Genomic DNA, 23,623 nt, shown 5'->3' on the forward strand with positions numbered 1-23,623 from the left:
GCGCCAGTGAGCCGGCGTCGGCCTGCACTGCTGAGAGCCTGGGCGGCTTTCGGGAGCGGGGAAGGACCTGATTGGGGATCAGGGGCTGAGTCCTGCTCGCGCACCGTCTTGACGGGCTCGATCGGAAGTTCGTGATCTGCATCACGATATTACCGATGGCCTATGCCCCCAACAACCCGCCACATTTCCGATAAGGGCAATTATTCCTCTTGACAATCAGCGCCCTATCGACCACACGTGGCCGATGAGGCTGCTTTTCGTCCACCAGAACTTCCCGGCGCAGTTCCGCTATCTGGCCGCGGCGCTCGGCCGCGAAGGGCGCACCGAGGTGGTCGCGCTCGGCGACGCCGCGGCGGCGGGCCGGCGCCCGCCGCTGCCGGGCGTGCGGCTCGTCACCTACCACTTCGAGCGGTCCGGCGTGACCGCCGCGCATCCGTTCGCGCAGCCTTTCGACGCAGCGATCGCACGCGGCCACGCCGTCGCGCACCGCTGCCGCGCGCTGCGGGCGGAGGGCTTCGTTCCCGACGTGATCTATGCGCACCCCGGCTGGGGCGAGGCGCTGTTCCTGCGCGACGTCTTTCCCGACGCGCGAATCGAGCTCTATGGCGAGTTCTACTATCGCGCGAGCGGCGCGGACGTCGGCTTCGATCCCGAATTCACGGCCGCGGCCGACGACGCGCTGCGCGCGCGCGCGAAGAACGCAGCGGCGCTGCTTTCCATGGAAGCGGCCGACGGCGGCATCAGCCCCACCGAGTGGCAGCGCAGCGTGCATCCCGCGGGCTTTCGCGAGCGCATCCAGGTGATCCACGACGGCGTCGACACCGACTGGTTCGCGCCCGATCGCGAAGACGTTCTGGAGCTACCCGGCGGCGCACGCCTGACCGCGCGCGACGAGATCGTCACGTACGTGGCGCGCGGGCTCGAGCCGTATCGCGGCTTTCACACCTTCATGCGCGCGCTGCCGAAGCTGCAGGCGCTGCGGCCGAACGCGCACGTGGTGATCGTCGGCAACGACGCGGTGAGCTACGGCAATCCGCCGGCCCACGGTTCGTACAGGGAACGGCTGCTCGGCGAGCCTGGCGGGCGCATCGACACGAGCCGCGTGCACTTCCCCGGCTGGTTGCCGTATCCGGCCTTGCGCAGCGTCTACCGCGTCTCGAGCGCGCACGTGTACCTCACCTACCCTTTCATCCTGTCGTGGTCGGTGCTCGAAGCGATGGCGTGCGGCTGCGCGGTCGTCGGCTCCACGACGGCGCCGGTCGAGGAAGTGATCGCGCACGGCGACAACGGGCGGCTGGTGGACTTCTTCGATTCTTCGATGCTCGCGGAGGAGATCGCGAGCGTGCTGCAGACAGACACGTCGGCAATGCGCAGGCGTGCGCGCGAGACGGTCGTCGACCGCTACGACCTCACGCGCATCTGTCTGCCTGCGCAGAGGCGCGCGCTGGGTCTCTAGAAGTACTTGACGAGCTGGAAGTAAAGCCGCGGTATGCGCTTGGCGGTGTCCGACACCGGCGTGCCGACGGTGCGCCACGCAAGCGTGCTGCGCACGAAGAAGTTGTCCTGCTGCCCCCACGACACGCCCACGCCGCCGCCCGCCAGCGTGCGGTGATTGGTCGCGGCCTCCACGGCGAGCGGGCTCTCGTTGAGGCGGCCTTTGGCCCAGTCGTAGAAACCGAACACCTGCACCCCGCCCGGCACGAACTGGATCGGCGGCAGGTTGTAGCGCAGCTCCGCGGTCGCGAGCTGGGCTTCGTCGGAGGTCGATTCGCCCTGTGCGTACGCGCGCACCGCGAACGGACCGCCGAGGCTGAACTTCTCGCTGCCGTCGAGGTTCTTCGACGCGAGCTGGAACCCGTACGACGCGTAGAGGCTGACGGGGCCGTACACCGCCTGCGTGCGCGACAGCGTGCCGTTGAGCTTGGTGTAGCTGCCGTGCGCGTTGCGGGTGGCCTGGTCGGCGGTGAAGTCCGCCGCGGTCTTGATGTCGAGATCGCCTTGCGTGACCGTGAACGACGCGGTGCTGAAGGCGCCGCCGAGCAGCCCGTCGCGGATGTCGCCGTTCAGCGTGAACACGCCGGCCTTGATCCGGCGATCGCTCACCGTCAGCAGCGCGCGGCGGTCGTCGTGGAAATCGCGCACGTCGAAGCTCGCCTGCGCGAAGAGGTTGTAGGCGCGCGTGCGGAAGATCGGGTGCAGCGCGAACACCGACGTCACGTCCGAGTCGCCGCTCTGGTTGAGTCCCTTGAAGGCATCGGTGCCGAGGTGATAGCGCAGCTTGAGGTACGCCGCGCCGACCTTGGTGCCGTACGGCCCGACCGGCGCGAGATACGACAGCCGCGCGAAATCGGTGTCCTCGCCGCCGCCGGGCACGCCGAGCTGGCCGCGCATCGAGAGCAGGTCGCCGATCCCAAGCGGGCTGTTCCAGTTGACGCTCACGCCGAAGCGGTTCTCTCCGGTGAAGCGCGAGCCGTGGTTGTCGAATTCGAAGGTGCCGTCGATGCGCTTGCCCGGCACGACCTGCACCACGAGGTCGGCGGTGCCGGGCGTCGGACCGGGCTCGACGACCGAGCGCACGGTGATGCCGCGCAGGTCGTTCGCGTTGAAGAGCGCGCGCTCGATCGCGTCGGAGTGCATGACCATGCCCGAGGTCAGCACCGACAGCGTGCGCTCGACCGCGGCGCGCGACACCGGCGAGTTCGGCGGGACGTCGATCCTCACGTTGGCGAGACGGCCTTCGAGCACCGCGATCTCGACGACGCCGCCCTCGAGCTTCTGCTCGGGGATGTAGGCCTGCGCGACGAAATAGCCGCGGTCGCGGAGGTAATCGGTGACCGCGCGCGCCGCCGCTTCGAGATCGTCGAACGAGCGGTCGGCGCCGACGTACTTCTGCACCAGCGGCTGGAGCGAATCGGGGGAGACGCGGGTGAGGCCGCTGAACCTGAAGCCTTTGACCTCGAGCTTCAGCCCGGGCGCGGGCTTCACCGCGCGGCGCGGCGTCTGGACGTCGATGGCGGGGGCGCCCCGCGGTGGCGGGATCTCGCGCGCTTTCTCTCCGAGGTCGCGCAGCGCGTCGCCGGCGCCCGGGACCGGGGTGGGAGGCTGCTGTGCGTGGGCGGCGGCCGAAGCGAAGGTCAGCGCGACGGCGGCCGCCAGTGACTTGATCCGAACCCTTGCAGAGGCTGCTGCGCGGTCGTGTCTCAATATGCTCCCTGAATTTCTTCTTCTGCAGGCTCCCTGCCCACCGCCGCGAAGGATAACCCACGCGGGCGCGCGCCGCATCTCCGGCAGGTCACTTCGGCTTCGCCTGCGCGCACGCCAGCGCAGATTCCGGGTCGCCCTGCACCGCCGTGCACAGCTCGGGCGCGCGCGCGATGCCGGCGGCCGTGGCGATGGCCTCCTCGGTCGCTTCGTCGAAAAGGTCTTCGCGCTGCCGGCGCAGCAGCTCGCTGATCTGCTGTGGATCGGTGATCAGCACCGGCCGGAAGTTGAACACGACCTCGCGATGGGTGAAGTCGTTGGCGAACTCGTAGTGCGGCGCGCGCGCGGGATCGCCCGTGAGCCATACCGTCGGGAAGGCGCGGCTCGAGTTCGGCGTCACGACGAACTGGCCCGGTACGTCGACGCGCAGCGGCACCGCCTCGGTTCCGAAGATCCCGCCGTTCGCCGACGTGCCGTTGAAGGTCAGGGCCGCCGGACCGCTGAAGCCGGTGAACGGCAGCAGCGCCTGGACGAGCCCCGTCGCCGGATCGACGAGCACCTGGATCGCGCTCACGACGATCTGCTGGCCGCGGGTCCTCGCGTTGAAGGCGATCGTGCTGCCGTTGACGTCCAGCAGCGCGAGCGGCGTCGCGTTGCCGACGTTCTGGAACGTGACGTTGCCCGATCCTGCGTCGACGCCCAGCGAACGGTTGGTCGCGCCGCCGCCCGGATCGACGCCGTTATTGAACTGCACGCTGTTGTTCGCCGCCCCGCCGGTGTTGATCGTCAGGTTCTGGTTGAGCTGCACGTTGCCGGTGAAGCTGACGGTCTGTCCGCCCGGCCCGGCCGTGACGTTCACGGTCTGCGGCGACGAGCCGTTGAACACCGTCGTGTTCGGGCCGGAGATCACGTCGAAATCGGCGAACGCCGCGTTCGCGCCGACATTGCCCGAGAACGTGACGGTGCCCGTCGGCGCGTTGACGAGCAGCGTGCGGTTGTTCGTCGCCGCGTCGGCGTCGAGCGCGCCGCCGAACGTCATACCGCCGGCGGTCGAGTCGAGGCGGGTGTTCGCGCCGATCACGACCGGGTTGTTGTAAGTCTGCGATCCCGTCGTCGTCACCGCGCCGCCATTGATCTGCGTGCCCGATGCGCTCGTGGTGAGCGAGCCGAGCGGATTGCCGTTCCCGCCGACCACGCCGTCGAAGCGCGCGACGTTGCCCGAGGTGATCGTGAGCGCGCGCGGCGTCGCCGGCGACTCCAGCGTGCCGGCGAAGGTGAGCGTGCCCGCGCCCGAGTTGAGCGTCGTATCGCCTGCGAGCGTGACGTTCTCGTTGTAGCTTTGCGCGCCCGTCGTCGTGAGCGCGCCGATGAGGCTCGTCGCGCCGCCGTTGCCCGTCGTGAGCGCGCGGATGCCGGTAAACGCCGCGCCGTCGATGCTCGTGGTCCCCGAGAAATTCAGCGTGAGATCGTTGTTGCCGCCGGTCACGGTGCCGGCGAACGTCGGCGTGGTGCCGGTGAGCGTCGTCGCGCCGGCCAGCACGACAGCGTCGTCGTAGCGCTGGGTGCCGGTGGTGGTGAGATTGCCGGTGAGGTTCGTCACCCCGCCGCCGCCGCTCGTGAAGTTGCGCACGGCGGTGAAGGTCGTGCCGTTCACCGTGTGCGTGGCGGAGAAGCTCAGCGTGAGGTCGAAACCGCCGCCGACGACGATGCCGCCGAACGTGGGTGTGGTGCCGGTGAGCGTCGTGTCCGCGCCGAGCGTGACGTTGCCGCCGTAGCTCTGGGCGCCCGTAGTGAAGACGCTGCCGGTGTTGAGCTGCGTGGGTCCGCTCACGGACAACGCCGACAGCGGCTGGACGGAGTCTCCGACCACGCCGTTGAACGTCGTCAGTCCGCTGGTGGTGACGGTGAGGCTGTGCGGCGTGAGCGGCGATACGATCGCAGCGCCGAACGTCACGCTCGCGCCGTTCGTGGCAACGACGACGTCGTTCGCGAGCTGCACGGGCGGCGCGAGGGAGACCGTGCCGCCGTTCGTCGTCACGTTGCCGTTGAGCTGGATCGGCCGCGGCCGCGCTGGGCTGATCGGGACGTCGTTGACGATGGTGCCGGTGGTGATGACGTCGAGCGGCGCGCCCGCCGCCGCGATGTTGATCGCGTTGAGCGCGACCACGCCGCGTCCGGCATCGGTGCCTTCGGTGCTGTTGAGGAAGATGCCGTCGGCGGCGGTCGTGCCCGTCGTCGTGAGCGTAGCGAAGCCCTGGACGTTGGTCGCGCCGCCGCTCGCGTATTCGGTGACGATGTCCTGGCGCGCCGCTGCGCTGCCGATGCGCTGTCCGTTGAGCGTGAGCGTCCCGCTGGTCGCGGTGTCGTTGCCGCTGCCGTTCGAGACCGTCGCGAGGTTGGGACCGATCGTGCCGGCCTGGATCGCGCCGGTGGTGGTGACGGTCACCGAACCGGTGCGCGCCGTCGTTGCACCGGGGGTGCCGCCGTCCGCCTGCGCGATACCGCTGAAGATGCGGCCGGCGCCGGTCACGCCCGCCGCGCCCGCGGTCACGGTGATGTCGCCGGTGATTGCGTCCACACCGGGCGTCGCCGTCGTGTTCACGGCGCTGGTGAAGATGCCGCTCGTGGACGAGCCGAGATCGACCCCGCCGCTCGAGCTCACGTTGGCGCTTCCGGCGCTGAGCCCGCCTTGGAACGAGATCGCTCCGCCGCCGGTCGTCGTCAGGCGCACGTCGTCGCCGTTGAAAGCGAGACCGTTGCCGCCGACGCCCACGCCGGCGAACCAGAGCAGCGGCGCACCGTTCGTCGTGCGGATGTCGAGAATTTGCCGATCCGCGGTGCGAGTCATTGCAATAACCCCGAGCGTCGCGGCGCTGGTGACGAACGCGTCTCCCGCGGCGCCCGTTCCGCGCGACGTCAGGAACAGCACGCCGCCGTTAGCGGCGGGGACGCCGGTCGCTGTGCCGACCGCGACCGCCTGCGGCGACGCCGCGGTGCCGATGCCGCGGCCCCTCACGATGACGTTGCCCGTAGTGACCGTGTCGTCGGCGCCGCCGCCGGTCATCGTCGCGTTGCCGCTGCGTAAGAGGCCCGTGCGCACGTCGCCGGCGGTGCCGCCGTCGACGGTCAACGAGCCGGACGTCGCGAAGACCGCACCGCCGGCGCCGGTCGCGGTGACCGCGCCGGTGGAGAGCGTGCCGGCGCCGGTAACGCCCGACGCGGCCGTGATGCCGATATCTCCTGTGGCGATGAAGGCCGCGGGGGCCGCCGCATTGACGGCGCTCGTCGCGAGGTTTGCATTCAGGTTCACCGCACCGGCGGAGGTCGCCGAGATGTTGCCGGCCGCCATGTCGCGCGCGAACGTAATGCTGTTACCGGCTGCGGCCGTGTTGGCCGTGAGGGAATCGCCGTCGAGCGCGTTGCCGCTGCCTTCGACGCCGGTATCGGCGCCGCCGGCGAGGAAGGTGAGGTTCCCGCCTTGCGCCTCGAACCTCAGGGACTGCTGGTTGTTCGGCGCGGTGGTGATGTTCCGCATCGGGAGTCCGGTCGCGCTGCTGACGAGGATCTGGCCGGCCTCGGAGTCGGACGCCGTGCGAACGCCGGTCGTGGCGACGTCGAGGACACCCTGCGTGTTCGTGCCGCCGCCCGAGGCCGTGCCGAACGCGATGAACTGTGAGTTGCCGGAAACGCCGATGCGGTTCGCGCTGAGCGCGATGTCGCCCGTACGAGCCTGGCCGGACGCGCCGGACGTCGCGCTGCCGGTCGTCATCTGTCCCGCGAGCAGCGTGCCGCCGCTTGCGGTGACGTCGATCGAGCCCGAGCGAGCGGTCCCGCTGGCCGGTCCGCTACCCCCCGCGGTCGCATTGCCGGTCGTAAGCGTGCCCGCGCCCGTGATCGAGCCGTTCGCGAGCAGCGTGATACCGCCGCTCGTCGCGGCGGCGCCGGGAACGCCGCCCGTGCTCATGCTGCCCGTGCTGACCGGGCCGGTGATCGTGATCGCTCCGCCCGCGACGACGTCGTAGCCTTGCGACCCTGCGGCGCTGTTCGTGACGGCGCCTATCGTATTCAGCGTGACCGCATCGGTCTCGTTCACGAACACCCCGCCGCTCGTGCGGCTTCTCGCCGCCAGCGTGGCCGCGGCGGTGTTGACGCGCGCACTCGTTCCGGCCCCGACGCCGGTCGCGCTGTCGAGCGTGACGTCGTTGCCGCTAACCATCGTCGTGCCGGTCGTGATCTGTCCTGAGGCGGAAGTCAGCGTCACGTTCGCCGCGGTCACGCCGGCAACGCCGTCGACGGTGCCGACCTGCAGCGAGCCGGAATTGGTGAACGTGAAGTCGCCGAGGCCGCTGTTGGCGCCAAGCGTCGCGACGTTGTTCTGCGGGTCGGTGATGGTCACCGTGCCGCCCGCGTCGATCGCAAGCGTGCCGGAAGGCAGCACGATGCCGCCCGCGATACCGGTGATGCCGCCGCCGGTGTTCAGATGCAGCACCGATACGTTCGGCGCGATGTCGCTCGCGATCGTGATCGCGCCCGACGCACTGCCGGCGGCCGCGGTGCCGACGATCAGGCGCTGCGCGGTGATGCCGTTCATCTCGGCCGCGTTCAGCGCGAGACTCGACGCCGAATCTCCGCCCAGCAGGATCGTCCGGCCCGCGTTCAACGGGCGCAGCGTCACCGTCTGGCCGGCCGCGGTGATGCCGGTCAGCGCCATGTTGTCGGACGTGAGCGTGACGAAGCCGCCGGACGTAACCGGACCGAGGTTGATCGCGCTGCCCGCGACCGCGTCGAGCGACGCGACGTTCGTCGCACCGGTCACGGTGAACGAGCCGCCTCCGCCCGTCACCACCACCGACCTCGTGGGACCCGACAGCGAGCCGAAAGACGTGCTGTTGTCGGCGCCGCTGGCACGATCGCTATTGATCGTGAGGTTCGCGCCGAGCGTAACGGGGCCGGAAAGCGTCGCGGTGTTTCCGCCGGCGATGCCGCCGTTGACGTTCAGCACGGCTCCGTTCAGCCCGATCGCGCCCGCAGTCACATCGAAGTCCGCCAGCGCGCCCGTGGCACCTGCGCCGATGTCGCCGCTGAATGTCGCCGTGCCGCTACCAGCGATGACGCTCAGTGTGCGGTTGCCGATGCTGTTGCTCGCGTCGATCGTCGAGCTGAAAAAAACGCTGCTGTCGCTCGCGCCCGTGCGGTCGGTGTTGATCGTGACCGAACTCGCGCCGAGCGTGACAGCCCCGCTGAACGTAATCGTCTGCGCTGTCGCGCCGCCGTTCAGGTTGAACGTGCCGGCGTTCAGATTGATCGCGCCGCCAGTGACGTCGAGGTCCGCCAGCGCCGCTACGTTGCCGACGTCGCCGCCGAAGCTCACGTTGGCGCCGCCGGCATTCACGTTGAGCGCCCGCGGCGCCCCATTCGAATCGATCGACGAGCCGAATGTCACGGTGCTGTCGGCAGTACCGGCGCGGTCAGTATTCACCGTCACGTCCGCGCCCAGGGTTACGGGGCCAGTGAACGAGACCGTTTGCGCGGTCGTGCCGCCGTTCATGTTGAACGTCGGCGCGTTGAGGTTGATCGAGCCGCCGGTCACCGTGAGATTGGTGAGCGGCAGGGCCGCGCCGACATTGCCGTTGAAGCTCACGCTGCCGCTACCCGCGTTGACGTCGAGCGCGCGCGCCGCTCCGCCCGAATCGATCGTGGAGCCGAAGCTCACGTTGTTGTCCGAAGTCGACCCGGCGCGATCGGTGTTGATGCGGACGGTGCTCACGTTGTTGAGCTGCACCGGGCCGTTGAAAGCGGCGGTGTTGCCGCCGGCGCTCCCGCCGTTGATGTTGTACGTCGACGCGTTGAGATCGATGCGGGTGCCGGCGGTGACGCTGAGGCCCGACAGCGCGCCGGTCGTGCCGACCGAATTCGCGAACGTGACGATGCCGCCGCCGGAGCTCCCGGCGTTCACGTTGAGAACGCGATTGTTGGCGCCGTTGTCCGCATCGATCGCGCCGGCAAAGGTGACGGCGCTGTCGGGATCGGACGCGCGATCGGCGTCGATCGTGACCGCAGGCACGCCGAGGAAGACCGGGCCGCTGAACAGGTTGCCCTGTGCCACCGTGCCGCCGTCGAGGTTGAACGTCGCCGCGTTCAGGTTGATGCGGGCGCCGGTCGCGCTGAGGAACGGGAGAGGCGTGGTAACGCCGACCGACCCGCCGAACGTGATGGTGTCCGCCGGCGCGTTCACCACCAGCCCGCCCGGGCCTTCGATCTGTGCGAGCGTGACGCTCCCGGCTCCGCCGCCGTGGCCCTGGGTGCTCAAGGTGAGGCCGCCGGCCGCGAGCGACGTGACGCCGTTCAGCGTGACGCTCGGCGCGGTCGCCGCGCCGGGCGCGATGACGTTGATGGTCGTAGTATTGATCGCGATGCTGCCCGCGGTGACGTCGAAGTCCGACAGCGATCCCGCGCTGCCGATGACGCCGTCGAACGTCACCGTCGCGTTGCCCGCGTTGACCGCGAGCGCGCGCCCGGTCGCCGTGTTGTCGCCGTCGATCGCGCCGCCGAAGGTGACGCTGTTGCCGGTACCGCTGCGATTGGCGTTGATCGTCACGTCCGCGCCGAGCACGACATCGCCGTTGAAGCTGACGGTCTGGGCTGGCGCGTTGCTATCGTTGACGTTGATCGCGGCGCTGTTGAGGCGGATCGTGCGCGCGGTCACGTCGAGGTCGGCGAGCGCGCGGTTGGCGCCCACGCCGATGTTGCCGCCGAACGTCGCGGCGCCCCCGCTTCCCGCGTTGACGCTCAGTGTGCGGTTCTGGCCCGCCGTAGCGCTGTTGTCCGCACGGATCGTCGATGCGAACGTGACATCGGCCCCGGCAGCGGTCGTCGTGCATCCAACGCCCGTCGCGCACGTCGAGTCGACGAGCACGCTGTTGGTCGTGAGCGTGACCGGCCCGTTGAGCGCGATCGCCTGGCCGCTCGTGCGGATGTTCGCGCCGAGATCGATGCCGCCGCCCAGCGAGGGCGTGGTGTTCAGCGTCACCGACGCGTTGTCGGCGCCGGTCACGTCGCCGGTCACGAGCACCGAGAGACCGCGGATCGTCACCGGGTCCTGGAACGTCACGGCGCCGACCGTCGTCGCCGCGGTCGCCATGGCGCGGCCCAGCGTGATCGACTGGAATCCGTTCTGAAGCTGGTTCAGCGTTCCTGTCGGGAGCGTGAACGTGCCGGAGCCGCCGGCGATGCCCATCGCGACGTTGTCGCCGCCGGGCTGGATGAGCAGCGTGCTCGTGCCGCTGACGGTGCCCCCGAACGCGAGGCCGTCGGTGGTCAGCGTGAGCGGGTGATCGCCCGCGACGAGCGCGCTCGGCCCGCCGCTGAAGCCGAGAACGGCGCCGGTGAAGGCGACGGGCGAGCCCGCAGTGCCGCCGAGCGTGACGGTCGCATCGTAGCTCTGGTCCACGAGCGTCGTGACGCCGGAGCCGTTCATCGCAACCGGGCCGCCGCCGTTGCTGATCAATCGAGAAAGCGGCTGCGTGCCGCCGACGGCGCCGCCGAGCGTCACCTGTCCCGAGGTGCTGATCGTGAGCGGGCTCGCAGCGGCCGACGCCGTCGAATCGACGGTGCTCGACAGCGTGATCGCGCCGCCAGAATCGCTGACGAGGAACACGTTACCCGAGAGCGTCACCGGGCCACCGTAACTCTGGCCGTTGACCGTGCCGACGCTGACGCCGCTGTTCGCGACGTCGTTGATCGCGATCGGCCCGCCGCCGGTGATCGTGAGGCTGGAAAGGCGATTGCCGTCGCCGACGGTGTCGTTGAACGTCGTGGTGCCGGTCGTGCCGATCGTCAGCGCGCGCGCGGTGCCGTCGGTCGTGACCGTGTTGTTGAAGGTCACGGCGCCGCCGCTCATGCTCGTGAGCGTCGCACCGTTCGACAGCGACACCGTGCCGTTGTAAGTCTGTCCGCCGGTGGTGGCCACCGTGCTGCCGCCGAGATCGATCGAGCCGGAGGTGGTCAGCGACGTAAGCGCGGTCGTGTTTCCGATCGCACCGGGGAACAGCGTCTGCCCTGCCATCGTCGTGAGCGCACCCGCGCCGTTGATCGTGCTGGTGAACTGGAGAAACTCCGTGCCCACATTGATCGTCACGTTCGAGCCCGACGCCAGCGTCACGGGGGCGAGGAGCGAGATGCCGCCGCCGCCCGCCAGGGACGCGTCGATCGTCTGCGCCGACGTGCCGTTGAAAACGATCGCGGCGCCCGCCACGCCGTTGGTGGTCGCGCTCAATGCAGCGAGCGGCGTGACGTCGCCGACGTTGCCGGAGAAAGTCACGTTGCCGCGCGCGCTCACGCCGAGCTGCCGGTCGGTTGCGCCGGTGTTCGCGTTGATGCTGCCGCCGAACGTGATCGGAGCGCCGGTGCAGCTGCAATCCTGGAAAAGCGTGTCGTTGTTGAGCACGACGTTGTCGTTGTAAGTCTGCGGTCCTTTGACGGTAATGGTGCGCGTGCCGGGCGCACCGGCGAATACGGTCGTGCCGCCACCGCCCGTGCTCAAACCCCCGAGCTCCGAGCCGGACACGTTGATGTCCGCGTTGAACGTCGTCGTGCCCGAAGTGTTCACCGCGAGCGTCGCCAGCGCGTTCTGGCCGAGATCGCTGTCGAACCCCGACTGGATCGTCGAGCCGAACGTGATCGCACCGCCGCCGGTGCTCGTCATCGTCGTGTTCGCGCCGAGCGTGAGCGCATCGCCGTAGCTCTGCGCGCCCGTCGTCGTCACGGACGAGACGGCGCCGGTGGAGGGCGCCGGCCCGCCGTTGAGCGCGGTCGTGCCGCCGGCGTCGGTGGTCAGCGATGCGAGCGGCGTCGTCGCACCGATGGCGCCGTTGAAAGTCGTCGCGCCGGACGAGTTGACCGTAAGCGCGCGCGCGGGCCCGCCGGTCACGCTGTCGATCGTGCGGCCGAAGGTGATTGCGCCCGCTCCCGCCGCGGCCGTGACGTCCGCGCCGAGAAGCACCGCGTGATCGATCGAGATGCCGCCTCCGGCGGTGGTGGTGAGATTGCCGCCGAGCGTGGCGGTACCGGAAGCGACCGCTGTCGTGAGCGCGATCGAGCCGCCGCTCGTGATCGGACCGACGCCGATGTTGCCGGCGTTGAGCGCCACGTTGCCCGCAGGCGCGCTGGTCGCCGACGTGATCGTGATCTCGTTCGTATCGACATTCACGGGCGTGCCGTTGCCCGACACCGTGAGGCCCCCGAGATGGGTCCGGCCGCCGCCGCCGGTCTGGGTGAAGGACGTCGCGGTGATCGCCCCGGCCGCCGTGCCGCCGTCGAGGCTGCCGGCGACGTTCAGCCCGGTCGTGATCGTGATGTCCCCGAGCGGTTTGCCGCCGCCGCCGACGGCGCCCTGGAAGACGACGTTGCCGCTGCCCGGATCGATCGAGAGCTTGTTGAGCGAGACCGCGGTCGCCGACTGGACGGTGCCGGTGAAAACGGCGTTCGCGTCGGCGCCTCTCGCGCTGCCCTCGCCGGCCGACGCCGCGCCGCCTCCGGTATTCAGAGAGACTGTCTCCTTATCGAGTGTGACCGGTCCCTGCATCAGGATCGCGCCGCCTGCCCCGCCGCTGTCGGGCCCGTCGCCGCTGGCGTTGCCGCCGCGCGCGTCGAGATTGCCGCGCAGCGTGATCCCCGAAGAGGACGTTGCGGTGATCGCGCCCGCCGCGCCTCCGGCCTCGCCCTCGAAGCCCGAGCCGAACGGCGATCCGGTGGCCCCGGCCGCACCGCCGGAGCTCGTGACGTCGGAGATCGCGATCGCGCCGCTGCCGCTGCTGATCGTTACTGCGCCGCCCGCGCCTCCCGCACCGCCCGCGCCGCCCTGAGTGGACCCGTCGCCGCCCGCGCCGCCGTTACCGCCGGCGCCGCCTTGCGTGACCACTGCCGCGGCGAGAGTGATCGCGCCATTGCCGGTCGACTGGATGACCACGGCGCCGCCGCTACCGGCGGCGCTGCCGTTACCTCCCGGGTCTCCGGGTCCGGCGCCGTCGATCCCGGCAGCGCCGCTCGCGCCGCTCGTGGTGATCGAGCCGCCGGGGCCGCTCGTGATCGTGGTGCCGGCGGTGAGCGTCACCGCGCCGCCGTTGAGCCCGCTGAGCGCGGCCGCACTGGTGTTGATGGCATTGCTGATCGTCAGTGTCGTGTTCGAGCCGACGCTGACGGCGCCGCCGTTCGTCGTGATGCCCGACAGGCCGACGAGCCCCGCCGTCCCGGCCTGGCTTCCCGCCGCCGGAACGCTGCCGATCGTGAGCCCGAACTCGTCGCGATAGCTGAAGCTCGCGCCCGGACCGATCACGCGCGCCGCGAGCTGCTTCACGTAGTTCGTGCCGTTGCCCTGAAGAAGAACGCTGCCGATCGAATCGACGAGCAACTGTCCGGTGGCCAGCGTTGCGGCGCCCTGAGTCGTCTGCAGCCTCGAGTTCGTCGCCGCCTGCATGATCGTGTTGCCGGCGCTCGCGGTCCTCAACTGGATCGCGCCGCCGCTGCCGGCCGTGGCGCCGGCCGTCTGGATCGCGCCGTCGGGCGTCAGGATGTCGCCGTTGAGCACGATGTTGCCGCTCTCGTTCACCACGGTGACGACGCCGCCGTTGCCTGCGGTGTCGGCCGCGTCGACGGCCGCGCCGCCCGTCGCGTCGATGCGCTTGAGGGCACTCAGCGTAATGGATCGGTCTGCGACCGCGTTCGTGTGCCGGACGAGGACTTCACCGCCGTTGCCGCCGGTGTCGGCGCCGCCGCCGGTAGCCGTCCGTCCCGACGCTTCGATCGTGCCGTCGAGCGTGATCGCGTCGCCGGCCGTGAGGAACACGTTGCCTCCGGTCGATGTGCCGACGCTGAAATCCGGTCGGGTCCTGATGAAGTCGGTGACGGTCAACGTCGAGTTCGAGCGCACCGTGACCGTAGCGCCGTTCGTCGTGATCGCGCCGAGCGTGACGGGCGCCGGTACGTCGCCGTTGTCGGTGCCGTCGCCGAAGCCGCTGGTGATCGACAGCGTCCCGCTGCCCTGGAGGCGGATCAGGGGCGCGTTCGTCCCGCCGTTCGTGAGATCGATGCCGTGCGTGCCGCCGGCATCGCCGCTGCTGGCGAGGTTGCGCGTGCGCAGCGTGAGGTTGCGGTTCGACGCGATCGTCAGCTCGTTACCGCCGAACGGCGTCGAGCCGGTGCGGATCAGCTTGGTCGCTTCGAGCAGGATGTTCGCGTTGAGCGACTCGAGCGTCGCTTCGGTGATCGTCGTCGTGCCGCCGGGGTTCTCGGCGAACAGGATCTGGTTGTCGGCGAGATCGTCGTCGGTGCCGGCGCCGCCGTTGTTCGGGCCGCCGCCGTCGATGACCAGAGTCTCCGGATCGAGGAGCAGCGTGCCCGTTTTGCCTTTGGGCGCGCTCGTGTCGGCACTGCCCGCGAAAACGAGGTCTCGCTTCCCGGAGACTTCGACGAAGCCGCCGTCGCCGCTCCGTGGACCGCCCTTGGCGGTGATCGCGCCTTCGAAGCGCGTGGAGTCGTCGGACCAGACGACGACCTTGCCGCCGTCGCCGCTGACGGTCGCGTCGGCGTTGATCGTCACGTCTCGACCGACCGAGGTGCGGAATGCGTTTCGGACGTCCGCATTCTTCCCCTGGTAGTCGCCGCCGACGAGCACGGTTCCGCCGCCGGTCGCGCCCGAGGCGTCGATCTTCGCCTGGTCGACGAGACCGACGTATTGGCCGAGCACGCGGACTTCGCCGCCTTTGCCTTGCGTGTTGCTCGCGTCGAGCGTGCCCGCGACGCGCGTCACGCCGCTGTCGCCGCCTTCGAGATAGATCGAGCCGTTTCTCTCGACCGCTCCTCTCGCCTGCACGATGCCGTCGACGTTGAGCACGGTGTCGAGCAGCGCGTTGCGCGCAGCCGCGCTCATGATCACGCGCCCGCCGTCCGCCACGATGATCCCGTCGTGCGCGATCTTCGCGTTCGCGGCCGCGGCGTTCACCTTCAGGCTCAGCAGCCCGTCGCCGTGGAAGTCGAGCACCATGTCGCTGCCCACGCCCAAAGCGACCGTGCCGTTGCTCGCGGTGAGTGTGCCGCTGTTGCTCACCTGGTTCGCGAGCAATGCGATGTAGCCGCGCTCGCCCGCCTTGATGCTCGCGCCCTTCTCCACCGTGACGTTGCCGCCGACGCCGCTGAACACGTTGCGGCCGTTCATGAAATCGTGGTTGCTGATGTTCAGCGTGGAGGCAACGAGGCCGGCGACGTCCACACTCGCGCCTTTCGCGAACAGGATGCCGCTCGGGTTGATCAGGAAGACCTGGCCGTTGGCCTGCAGGCTGCCGGCGATCGTGGATGGATTCGGACCGACGACGCGGTTGAGCGCGACCGAGGACACGTCGGGCTGCCTGAAGATCACCGCCTCGCCGACGTTGATCGAGAAGCCGTTCCAGTTGAGCGCGGCGCGCTGGCTCGCCTGGTTGACGACGGTCGTCTGGGCGTCGGGACGGCTGACGGTGGCCTGGCCGCCGACGAGCTGCTCGCCGGTGGGGCCGGCGTAGGCAGGGCGCGGCGCGCCGTAGGCGGCGAAGAGCGCGGCGGCGACTGCGGCGGTGAGCGGGTTGACGCGGGCTGAAAAAAGACCCGGCGACCGAAGTATCGGCTGTTTTTTCATCGTCCCCCCTGCTTCGGTCGAAGCCTTCGATGTTACACGCGATGCCTTTTCAGCGGTTCGCGGCGGGCGCGCATGCGAGCACCGCGCCGCCTTTCGCGTCGGCGGCGGTGCACACGGCCGGCTCGCGGGGAGCGCCGGCGGCTTCCGCGCTGCGCAGCGAAGTCGCGTCGTCGATCTCCTGCTCGTCGACGCGGCGCAGGATCGGTGCGGTCATGCGAAGCTGCCGGCTTGACAAGCCCCTGTCGGCCGATCAGGCGCGGCCGGCATGGGAGAATGCGGCCATCGGCAACATCGGGAGGATTCGCGTGCTCAAGCAGGAAACAAGAAACGTCTTCATCGTCGTCGGCGGCTCGATCGGCATGTTCCTGGTGCTGGTCGGCGGTTTTTTTCTCCTGTGCGGCGCCTCGTGGGCGCTGATGTGGGGCATGAACTGGGCGATGGTGCAGCTCGGCTTCGCGCCGCCGTTCGGCGGGGAGAACGGACCGGTGGGGCTGGAGATCATCCTGGGCGCGTTTTTGCTGCTGTCGCTGCGCAGGTTGACGCGGATCGCGAGGCCGGAGGAGTAACCCCGTCGTCATTCCCGCGGAAGGCGGGAATCCATTTTCAAGGCTGCAAATCAAGATGGATTCCCGATCACTTCGCGCTGCCGCGCGGTCGGGAATGACGAACTACGCCGTACTACAATACCTTCGACGCATTTGAGGACACTGCAATGGACTTTGAGCTTCCCGAAGAACTACGCATGCTGCGCGACACCGTCGCGCGCTTCGTCCGTGAAGAGTTGATCCCGCTCGAGGCGACGGTCATCAAGCGCGAGGCCGAGCGCGGTCTCACCGACAATCCGCTCATCCCGCCCGACGCCGAAGAGCACCTCACGAAGAAGGCGAAGGAGATCGGCCTTTACGGCATCGACGTGCCTGAGGAATACGGCGGACAGAACCTCGGCATGCTCGCCAAGGCAGTCGTCGTCGAAGAGCTCAAGACGAGCATCGTGCCGTTCATCCTGCCCCCGGACAGCCCCAACCTGTGGATGCTCAAGCAGACCTGCAAGGGCGACCAGATCCAGAAGTACCTCATTCCGTACGCCAACGGCGACAAGAAAAGCGCGATCGCGATCACCGAGCCCGGCGCGGGATCGGACCCCGCGAACATGAAGACGCGCGCGGAGTACAAGAACGGCAAGTGGGTCATCAACGGCCAGAAGATCTTCATCAGCGGCGCGCGCCGTGCCGACTTCATCATCGCGATGGCGGTGACCGATCCGGAGAAAGGCTCGCGCGGCGGCATCACCGCGTTCCTCGTCGACAAGGGCGCCAAGGGCCTCTCGATTCCATCGGTCTTCAACACCATCGGCGAGCACGCGCCCTATGGCGTGTTCTTCGACAACGTCGAAGTCCCGGACGACCAGGTGCTCGGCGAGATCGGCAACGGCTTCGCGCCGATGCAGGGCCGCCTCGGCGTGCGACGCATGGAGATCGCGTGCCGCGCGCTGGGCTACTCGCGCCGCTGCATGGAGCTCATGATCCCGCAGGCCAAGGAGCGCAAGACCTTCGGCGCGGCGCTCGCCGACCGCCAGCAGATCCAGTGGTGGCTCGCCGACAGCTTCCAGGAGATGGAGATGGTGCGCTGGATCACGTGGCGCCTCGCGTGGAAGATGGACGCGGGCGTGAGCGACTGGCGCCGCGACGCCGCGATGGTCAAGCTGCAGGGCAGCGAGATGGTCTCGCGCATCACCGACCGCGCGATGCAGCTTTTCGGCGGCATGGGCATGACCAAGGACCTGCCGCTCGAGTACATGTACCGCGCGTGCCGCTCGTGGCGCATCTACGAAGGCCCGTCTGAAGTGCACCGCTGGTTCATCGCGCGCGATCTTTTGCGCAACGGCGTGCCGGAAGCAAACTGAGCGCGGCACACGGCGCGAGACGATGAAAAACAATATGAAGCTTTCCTTTGCGTCCTTGGCGTCCTTTGCGGTGAAAAACGCCTTGGTGCTCGGCATGTGCGTAGTCCTCGCCCCTGCCGTCGCCCTCGGCGCGACCAAGCACGCGCCGGCGCACCCGGCCGAGCCCCAGCCGCTGAACGCCTTCCCGCCTATCGAGGCGAAGGACGAGAAGAAAGAGGCGAAAAAGGACGAGAAGAAGGACGACAGGAAGGACGACAAGGCCGCCGCTGCGAAAGGCGCGACGAGCGCGGCAACGCCGACGGCGACGGCCGCGCCCGCCGAGACGCCGCCGGGCACGACATCTTCGACGACCGCGTCGACGCCCGCCACGCCGCCGCCGACCGAGAAGCCGGCGGTGCCGCCCCCGGTGGCCGCTGCGGCGGTTGCGCCCGCGGCCACCGCCACCGCCGCTCCCGCGAACGCGGCGCCGGAGGCGGTCAGCCATCTGCTGCGCGACATGAACGTGACCGACATCCTGGTCGCGATCTTCACGCTGTTCGTGGCGATCTTCGCGTGGCGGGTCTCGCGCGGCGCAGCGGCGGCCGGGGCTCCGTCGCAGGATCTGCTCGACGCCAACCGCCGCGCGATCGAAGCGAGCGAGCGCGCCGCCGAGGCCGCCAAGCGCAGCGCCGAAGCCGCCGAGCGCTCCGCCACGGTGCTGCAGGACACCGCCGCGCGGCAGCTACGGCCGTACGTGACGGTCAAGGAGTTCCTGCAGGGCCCGGTCAAGGACGAGAAGAACTTCCTGCACGGGTGGGTGTTCCAGGTGGTGTGGCAGAACTCGGGGGCGACGCCGACGCGCGGCTTTCGCTACTGGGCGGCGCTGCGGCAGTTCGATCACGAGATCCCGAAAGACTTCGACTTCGCGCCGCCGGTGATGGCCGATTTCGCGGGCGGGGAGCTCGGCTCGCATTCGACGGTGACCTCGGGAACGCTGTACGTGCCGCAGACCGACGTCGTGCTGGTGCAGGGCGGATCGCGCAAGGCGGTCCTGTACGGCAAGGCCGAATATCAGGACGTGCTCGGCGGAGAGGCCAAACGCGAGACGCGCTTCGCAGTCGAAGTGATCCTCGTCGCGGATCCGGGCGGAGCGAACGGCACGCCGTTCAGCTTCTCCTACTATCCCCGCCACAACTCGATCACCTGAGGATTCGTCATTCCCGACCCGCGATAGCGGATGTGATCGGGAATCCGTTTTGACTTGGACCGCTAAGTTGGATTCCCGCTTTCGCGGGAATGACGGGACCGTAGGGCGCGTGCGAGCGCACCCTACGTGACTTCAAATAGCGCTTTTTGCTTTTCCTCTGCGTCCTTTGCGTCCTTTGCGGTAAAGCTTTTCGCTTTTCACTGCACCGAGGTCATCTGATCGCGCTGATACAGCGCCGGGAAGAGCTTCATCCACACCGCCGCGACGATCAGCGTCCCTACGCCGCCGATCACCACCGACGGCACGGTGCCGACGAGCGCCGCGACCACGCCCGACTCGAATTGCCCGAGCTGGTTCGACGTGCTCGTGAACATCGAGTTGACCGAGCTCACGCGCCCGCGCATGTGATCGGGCGTCTCGAGCTGTATCAGCGACGTGCGGATGACCACGCTGATCATGTCCGCCGCGCCGAGCACGCCGAGCGCGGTCACCGACAGCGCGAACGAGCTCGATAGGCCGAAGACGACCGTCCCCACCCCGAAGACCGCGACGCACGTGAACATGACGCGCCCCACGTGCCGCGACAGCGGCGCGCGCACGAGCACCGCCGAGACGACGATCGCGCCGATCGCCGGCGCCGCGCGCAGCACGCCCAGACCCGACGGCCCGGTGGCGAGGATGTCGCGCGCGTAGATCGGCAGCAGCGCGGTGGCGCCCCCCAGCAGCGTCGCGAAGAGATCGAGCGAGATTGCGCCGAGCACGACCGGGTTGCTGCGGATGTAGGAGATGCCGCCGAACAGCGTCTTGAGCGTCGCGGGCTCGTGCGGCCGCACGGCGTGCGGCATCTTCACGCTGACGAGCAGCATCCCGGCGATCACGAAGAACACCGCGGCGGTGCCGTACACGTACGCCGGCCCGGCGAGGTAGATGAGACCGCCGAGCGCCGGCCCCGCGATCACCGCCATCTTGCGGGTCGCGCCGGACCACGCGATGCACTGCGGAAGCTCACGCCGCTCGACGAGCGTCGGCAGCATCGAACGGATGCTCGGGTTCTGGAACGCCTGCGCCGCGCCGATGAACAGCGAACCACCGTAGATGAACGCGGTGCTCATCGTGCCCGACAGGTTCGCACCGGTGTAGACCGCGGCCACCGCGAGCTGCACGAGCTGAGCGCCGAGCGCGATGCGCCTTCGATCGTGACGGTCGGCGAAATGCCCCGCGGGCAGGAGCAGCGTGAACTGCGTGGAGAAATGGAAGAGGCCTATCAGGCCGAGCGCGAGCGCGCTCTGGGTGAGGTCGTAGGTCTGCCAGCCCACCGCGACGACGAGCATCTGGTAAGCCAGCACCGTGGCGGTTTCGCCGATCCAGAAGCGCGTGAATGCGGGGCGCTTCAGTGAGGACATCGCGGGGGCATGCCGGTTGCTGTTCGCATGTGTCGCCGGGTGTGTTCCGGCATTGAAAGCGAACCGGAGTATAGATGGCCCCAGCGCAATTCAGGGAACTGCTGCTGCAATCGCTCGAGCACGAGCGCGGCGGCGTGATCGTCTACCAGACCGCGCTCGAGTGCGCGGTGAACGGCGATCTGCGCAAGGAATGGAAAAAATACCTGCAGCAGACCGAAAAACACGTCGAGCTGCTGACCGGCGCCTGCGAAGCGCTCGGACTCGATCCGGACGAGATGACGCCGGGCCGCAAGATCGTGCAGCACAACGGCAAGTCGCTGGTCGTCGCGATGAAGATGGCGCTCGCGGCGAACGATCCCCCCGCCGCCGAGCTCGTCGCGTGCGAGTGCGTCGTGCTGGCGGAGACCAAGGACCACTTCGACTGGGAGCTCATCGGCGAATGCGCCAAAGCGCTCGACGGCGACCCGCGCGATGCGCTGATGCAGGCGTACGAGGCGGTCGAAGACGAAGAGGACGAACACCTGTACCACACCAAAGGCTGGTGCCGCGAGCTATGGCTGAAGGCGCTCGGGCTCGAAGCGGTGCTGCCGCCGCCCGAGGAGAAGAAGGACGTGAAGACGGCGGTGGAAGCGGCGCAGGAAGAGAAGAAACGGAAGAAGGCGTGAACGGGTGAACGGGTGAAAAAGGTCGTCGTCCCCGCGTAGGCGGGGACCCATGTTGACCCTCAACTGCAAAAAATGGATTCCCGCCTTCGCGGGAATGACGACTCCCTTAAACAACCGGCGGATCGGTCTCCCGCTCGAACACCCGATGCCGCGTCAGCACATCGACGAACTGCTTCAACGCCGCGTCGGTATTCGCGCCGTCCGAGTGGATCACCCCCGGGTCCTTGCCGCCGTTCGGGAGCATCAAAGGCACCCGCGCCTCTTCCAGTAACGTCGTCGCGCTCGCGCCGAAGAACAGCATCGGCTTGCAGTGCCGATACTGGTCCTTGATGAACTCGATCGCATGCCCGCTCTCCACGAGCATCTCGGTCGCGGCGTCGCCGCCGGGGACGATCATCGCGTCCCACAGCACCGAAGGCGCGGCTTCCATGCTCACCTCGATCTCGATGGGATCGCCGGACTCGCTGGCGGCCTGGCCGAGCGTGATTCCGACATAGCGCGGCACCGCACCCTGTGCGACGAGGCTCGCGTGCGTCGCGCGCGCGACTGCGCCGTCGACGCCGTCGGCGACCAGGATCGCGATGCGCCGCGTGCGGATGCCGGTCTGCCCCGGGCGTGAAAGCAGCGACAGCGCGCCGGACGTCGTCACTTCCGCCTTCGGATCGCGCTTGAGCACTTTCGGCAAAGGATCGGGCAGCGCCGCCATCCCCAGACCTTCGGCCACGGCCTGTGCGAACGCCTCGTCGACGTTGCGTAAGCCCGCCACCATGCGCTCGCGCACCGCGCTCACCTGTACCTTGGTCAGCTCGAAGCGGAATGCGCGGACGATGTGCTGCTTCTCGACGTCGGTCTGGCTGTTGTAAAACAGCTTGGCCTGGTTGTAGTGCTCGGCGAAGCGCTCCGGCTTGCCGCGCACCTTGTTCTCCTCCATGGGCTCGGGGAACGAGCGGAAACCCGTCATGCCCGCCTGATACGGACAACCGCCGCCGAGCGAGTTCGGCTCGTAGGCGACGCGGCCGCGATTGATCTCCTGGCGGTGCATGCCGTCGCGCTGGTTATTGTGCGCCTGCGCCACCGGCGCGTTGATCGGGATCTCGTGGAAGTTCGGGCCGCCGAGCCGCGAGATCTGCGTGTCCACGTACGAATGGATGCGGCCCGCCAGCAGCGGATCGTTGCTGAAGTCGATCCCGGGCACGATGTGCGCGGTGCAGAACGCGACCTGCTCGGTCTCCGCGAAGAAATTATCGGGGTTGCGGTTCAGCACCATGCGCCCGATCGGCCGCAGCGGAACGAGCTCCTCGGGGACGATCTTGGTCGAATCGAGGACGTCGAAGCTGAAGCGCTCGGCATCCTCCTCGGTGAAGATCTGAACGCCGAGCTCCCACTCGGGATACTCGCCCGCCTCGATCGCTTCCCACAGATCGCGGCGGTGGAAATCGGGATCGGCGCCCGAGATCTTCACGGCTTCGTCCCAGATCACCGAATGCGTCCCGGCGAGCGGGTTCCAGTGGAACTTCACGAAGCGCGACTCGCCGGCTTCGTTGACGAAGCGGAACGTGTGTACCCCGAAGCCCTGCATCATGCGGTAGGAGCGCGGGATCGCGCGGTCGGACATCACCCACATCAGCATGTGGGTGATCTCGGGCATGAGCGAGGCGAAATCCCAGAACGTGTCGTGCGCCGAGGCCGCCTGCGGCATCGCGTGGTGCGGCTCGGGCTTCACCGCGTGCACGAGGTCGGGAAACTTCATCGCGTCCTGGATGAAGAACACCGGGATGTTGTTGCCGACGAGGTCCCAGTTGCCTTCGTCGGTATAGAACTTGACCGCGAACCCGCGCACGTCGCGAGCAAGGTCGGTGGACCCGCGCTCGCCCGCGACGGTCGAGAAGCGCACGAACACCGGCGTGCGCTTGCCCGCTTCGGCGAAGATCGACGCGCGGGTGAGGTCCGTCAGCGGCTCGTAGCATTCGAAGTACCCATGCGCGCCGGAGCCGCGCGCATGCACGACGCGCTCGGGAATGCGCTCGTGGTCGAAGTGCGTGATCTTCTCGCGCAGGATGAAATCTTCGAGGAGCGTCGGTCCGCGCAGGCCCGCTTTCAGCGAGTTCTGGTTGTCCGCGACCGGAACGCCCTGATTGGTCGTGAGCACGCGCCCGCCCGAGTCCACGCGCACGCGGTCGAGCGGACCGCTGGTCGGATTGAAGCTCGCCTGTGGATTGCCCTTCCCGACTTTCTCCGAGGCGTTCGTCTCGGTGAGCGTGCTGCCGCTCACCAGCGGGTGCGGCGGTTCCACACTCTGGCCGGTCGCAGGCTGCATCGCCGCGGCGTCGCCGAATTCGGAAGGTTTTGCAGCGTTGTGCGGAATGGATGCCGAAACCTGTTCGGTGCCGGCGATCTTCGCCGTCGCGGCATCGGTGATCGCGTCGGCACCGCCTTTGCGTGCCGGGCCGCTAACTGTCGCGCGCGAAGAAGTTTTCGCGGCATCGGCGGCGGCGTTGGAATCGGCGGGCGTTTTCTTGCGTGCGGCCATCGGGGTCCCTTCCTTGAGAACGAGCCCGTCGGCAGCAACCCGTATGCCCGTGCGCGCCCGCTACAATC

General features: G+C 68.7%; 10 protein-coding genes. 5 read left to right on the forward strand and 5 right to left on the reverse strand.

Annotated elements, in window-relative coordinates; genetic code table 11:
- Positions 1–244: 244 nt before the first annotated feature.
- Entirely contained in the window at positions 245–1,456 is a 1,212-nt protein-coding gene (locus VHP37_00800; GenBank protein ID HEX2824855.1) for a glycosyltransferase, read from the forward strand.
- Here VHP37_00800 and VHP37_00805 read toward each other — a convergent pair.
- The 3 genes from VHP37_00805 to VHP37_00815 form a co-directional block, all read right to left on the reverse strand.
- Entirely contained in the window at positions 1,453–3,204 is a 1,752-nt protein-coding gene (locus VHP37_00805) for a ShlB/FhaC/HecB family hemolysin secretion/activation protein (GenBank protein ID HEX2824856.1), read from the reverse strand. The two genes, VHP37_00800 and VHP37_00805, sit on opposite strands and share 4 nt — an antisense overlap.
- An 88-nt stretch (positions 3,205–3,292) precedes the next feature.
- Positions 3,293–15,868 carry a filamentous hemagglutinin N-terminal domain-containing protein gene (locus VHP37_00810; GenBank protein HEX2824857.1) on the reverse strand — a complete coding sequence of 4,192 codons (12,576 nt, stop codon included), beginning with the start codon at positions 15,866–15,868 and terminating at the stop codon, positions 3,293–3,295.
- A 49-nt stretch (positions 15,869–15,917) separates the two neighbouring features.
- Positions 15,918–16,082 (reverse strand): hypothetical protein, encoded by a 165-nt coding sequence (locus VHP37_00815; GenBank protein HEX2824858.1) that lies wholly within the window; start codon positions 16,080–16,082, stop codon positions 15,918–15,920.
- Between VHP37_00815 and VHP37_00820 the strand changes: the two genes are divergently transcribed.
- The 3 genes from VHP37_00820 to VHP37_00830 all read left to right on the forward strand — a co-directional run bounded on the left by VHP37_00820 (position 16,081) and on the right by VHP37_00830 (position 18,957).
- On the forward strand, positions 16,081–16,434 hold the full coding sequence (locus VHP37_00820; protein ID HEX2824859.1) for a hypothetical protein: 354 nt from the start codon (positions 16,081–16,083) through the stop codon (positions 16,432–16,434). The genes VHP37_00815 and VHP37_00820 overlap by 2 nt on opposite strands.
- 146 nt (positions 16,435–16,580) lie before the next feature.
- Entirely contained in the window at positions 16,581–17,771 is a 1,191-nt protein-coding gene (locus VHP37_00825) for an acyl-CoA dehydrogenase family protein (GenBank protein HEX2824860.1), read from the forward strand.
- 94 nt (positions 17,772–17,865) lie between these two features.
- Positions 17,866–18,957: a hypothetical protein gene (locus tag VHP37_00830; GenBank protein ID HEX2824861.1), complete on the forward strand. Its 1,092-nt coding sequence runs from the start codon at positions 17,866–17,868 to the stop codon at positions 18,955–18,957.
- A 197-nt stretch (positions 18,958–19,154) separates the two neighbouring features.
- Here the strand turns inward: VHP37_00830 and VHP37_00835 are convergent, their stop codons facing one another.
- Positions 19,155–20,360: an MFS transporter gene (locus VHP37_00835; protein HEX2824862.1), complete on the reverse strand. Its 1,206-nt coding sequence runs from the start codon at positions 20,358–20,360 to the stop codon at positions 19,155–19,157.
- 74 nt (positions 20,361–20,434) lie between these two features.
- Between VHP37_00835 and VHP37_00840 the strand changes: the two genes are divergently transcribed.
- Positions 20,435–21,025 carry a hypothetical protein gene (locus VHP37_00840; GenBank protein ID HEX2824863.1) on the forward strand — a complete coding sequence of 197 codons (591 nt, stop codon included), beginning with the start codon at positions 20,435–20,437 and terminating at the stop codon, positions 21,023–21,025.
- A gap of 106 nt (positions 21,026–21,131) precedes the next feature.
- Here the strand turns inward: VHP37_00840 and VHP37_00845 are convergent, their stop codons facing one another.
- On the reverse strand, positions 21,132–23,555 hold the full coding sequence (locus tag VHP37_00845; GenBank protein HEX2824864.1) for a catalase: 2,424 nt from the start codon (positions 23,553–23,555) through the stop codon (positions 21,132–21,134).
- Positions 23,556–23,623 lie beyond the last annotated feature (68 nt).

It is taken from the genome of Burkholderiales bacterium (genome assembly GCA_036262035.1).
GTDB lineage: Bacteria > Pseudomonadota > Gammaproteobacteria > Burkholderiales > SG8-41 > JAQGMV01.

Excerpts from the sequence above, each read along its gene's own strand:
- VHP37_00800 (HEX2824855.1), top strand. The coding sequence starts at position 245 with ATGAGGCTGCTTTTCGTCCACCAGAACTTCCCGGCGCAGTTCCGCTAT.
- VHP37_00810 (HEX2824857.1), bottom strand. The coding sequence starts at position 15,868 with ATGAAAAAACAGCCGATACTTCGGTCGCCGGGTCTTTTTTCAGCCCGC.
- VHP37_00820 (HEX2824859.1), top strand. The coding sequence starts at position 16,081 with ATGCGAAGCTGCCGGCTTGACAAGCCCCTGTCGGCCGATCAGGCGCGG.
- VHP37_00815 (HEX2824858.1), bottom strand. The coding sequence starts at position 16,082 with ATGACCGCACCGATCCTGCGCCGCGTCGACGAGCAGGAGATCGACGAC.
- VHP37_00825 (HEX2824860.1), top strand. The coding sequence starts at position 16,581 with ATGGACTTTGAGCTTCCCGAAGAACTACGCATGCTGCGCGACACCGTC.
- VHP37_00830 (HEX2824861.1), top strand. The coding sequence starts at position 17,866 with ATGTGCGTAGTCCTCGCCCCTGCCGTCGCCCTCGGCGCGACCAAGCAC.
- VHP37_00835 (HEX2824862.1), bottom strand. The coding sequence starts at position 20,360 with ATGTCCTCACTGAAGCGCCCCGCATTCACGCGCTTCTGGATCGGCGAA.
- VHP37_00840 (HEX2824863.1), top strand. The coding sequence starts at position 20,435 with ATGGCCCCAGCGCAATTCAGGGAACTGCTGCTGCAATCGCTCGAGCAC.
- VHP37_00845 (HEX2824864.1), bottom strand. The coding sequence starts at position 23,555 with ATGGCCGCACGCAAGAAAACGCCCGCCGATTCCAACGCCGCCGCCGAT.